The 1,487-nt window shown below is 56.9% G+C and carries 1 protein-coding gene and 1 pseudogene; both read right to left on the bottom strand.

Going from position 1 to position 1,487, the window contains the following annotated elements; translation table 11 throughout:
- A pseudogene (locus AACY18_RS27855) lies at positions 1-715 on the bottom strand (toxin); the annotation flags it as partial.
- 4 nt (positions 716-719) lie between these two features.
- The gene (locus tag AACY18_RS27850) at positions 720-1,358 is read right to left on the bottom strand and encodes a hypothetical protein (protein ID WP_339466840.1); all 639 of its coding nucleotides are present in this window, start codon (positions 1,356-1,358) and stop codon (positions 720-722) included.
- Positions 1,359-1,487: the final 129 nt, after the last annotated feature.

Raw genomic sequence — 1,487 nt, 5'->3', positions numbered from 1 at the left:
TGATCTGGTCGGCGGCGTTGTACTGCGCATCAAGCAACACGGGCTGCCATTGGCTCTGGCCGCTGATCAACAGTTGTACCTGCCGAAGGTGCCCGGCCAGGCCGTAGCGCGAGCGTCGCCGATGGCCGCCGGCGTCGGTCTGCTCGAGCAGCGCGCCGAGCGGGCTGAACACATGGTGAGTGGTGAACGGCTCACCGTCGTGGAACGTGCGGGTTTCGCTCAGCGGCTGGCCGGTCAGGGAAAAGCTGTCTGTGAGCAACGAACCGGAACGGTCTTTCTGTTCCTGCAATTGGCCGCGACGGTTGTATCCGGCTTCGGCCGAGGCGTCGGAATAGGTGAACACATCGACATCGACCTCGCCATTTTCCTCGACGGCCACGAGCCGCAGTTGTTCATCGAAGCACGTGCGCCAATGGCTGCCGCGCTGATCCCACCTGCGCAAAGGTTCACCGGCCAGCCCTGGCAGCACCACACGCCAGCCGCTATCCACGCTGTCGATAAGCACCGCATTGCCATTCAACGAATAAACAGTTGCCGTGTTCGCCATGGACAAGCGCGGGTCGCGTTGCGTGATCAGACGCCCGGCTAAATCGTGTTCCTGGCAGATCACCAGGGTGCTTGACGTGTTGCCTGCCATGCTTCGCAGGTAGGCGACCTTGCGGACTGGCAGGCCTCGTCCGTCAATCACTGTCAGGGAGGGCGTGCGTGAATGCATGGTTTCAGTGACCGTTTTTAAACTTGGTGAGCAAGGTGTTTCCCGGCTTTTTTGATGCAAGATGCCGTTGTCTTGCTTTGTACAGATTGTCAGTGGTCCCCATCTCTTTGTATCGCGCAAGTCCGGCCTGAGCCTGTGCGATGTTGGCGAGTACGGCTCGGTTTTTCTGTTGCAAGCCAGAGCGCGTAATGATGGCCAGCGTTTCGCTGGAAGTATTGGCATTGACATTCGGGAGCACATTGGCAGGCGAAACACTGTCAACGCCCAATGCGTCAAAAGCGTTTTCCGCCCATGCAGACCGTTGTTCGATGGCCGCTTTCCAGTCGCTGAGCATTTTTTCGATCTTTTCAATTTTCACCGGGTCAAGCCGGTTCTTGATGTCTTGTGCTTCCTGCGCCCGACTTCCCATATTAAGCGCGCCGGGAATAATCCCCACCACTGACCCGAATACCCTGTTCATTAAAAATAATGGGTTGAATAACGAATTGAGTGCCGGATGCAGCACTTCGCTCTTGAAGTCTTTCCATGAATTGATTTCCTTGACGGGGGCCTCGATCCCCAGGCTTTGATCAATCGCGCTGACGGACATTTGCGAGGTCTGCGGGATCAAAGGCCCGACTTGCAGGCCGATATGGTTTGCCACCGGCCCCCGGTGTCAGGATAGTTGTCGCCTCTCCGGTTTTTCCAAAAAAAGCATATCGGGGGCGGAAAGAGACTGGTCGTGCCGTACTATTCACCTGAACGCAGAGCCGCATTACTTAAGATGCTGCTT

This window comes from Pseudomonas sp. EA_65y_Pfl2_P74 (assembly GCF_963970575.1).
GTDB classification, from domain to species: Bacteria; Pseudomonadota; Gammaproteobacteria; order Pseudomonadales; family Pseudomonadaceae; genus Aquipseudomonas; species Aquipseudomonas baetica_A.
The sequence above is the reverse complement of the archived record's forward strand: the minus strand, read 5'-3'. Positions and strand labels throughout refer to the sequence as shown.